At 69.6% G+C, this 405-nt stretch carries 1 protein-coding gene; it reads right to left on the bottom strand.

Annotated features, from left to right (window positions below):
• On the bottom strand, positions 1 to 405 hold a 405-nt coding region (locus tag AC5ZGW_RS47300; RefSeq protein WP_496114295.1), incomplete at both ends, for an MBL fold metallo-hydrolase.

Raw genomic sequence — 405 nt, 5'->3', positions numbered from 1 at the left:
GATGCCAGGCGGACCACGCTGTGCCCGGGGGTGTGGCCGCCGGTGCGTGTGACGAGCACCCCCGGCGCCACCTCGTGCTTCTCCTCGAACGTCCGCAACTGGCGCTGGTACTCGTGCAAGAACCGCTTGGCCGTCCGCCGAAGCGCGTCCGGGAACCCCGGCGGCATGGAGACGCGGGAGAAATCGGGCGACTCCCAGAACTTGGTTTCGGCGGCCGCCACGTGGACCCGCAGGTCCGGACGCAGCCGGTCCCTCACTCCATCGATGAGCAGCCCGCCAATGTGGTCCATGTGCATGTGGGTCAGCACCACGTCGGTCACGGACGCGAGATCGATGCCGGCGGCCTCTAGTCGCTGGACCGTCCGCCCGGCCCGTGGCAAGTCCGGAAACTCCGCCCCCATCCCA

It is taken from the genome of Bradyrhizobium sp. Crot121 (genome assembly GCF_059512385.1).
This window is presented reverse-complemented; position numbering and strand designations above follow the sequence as displayed.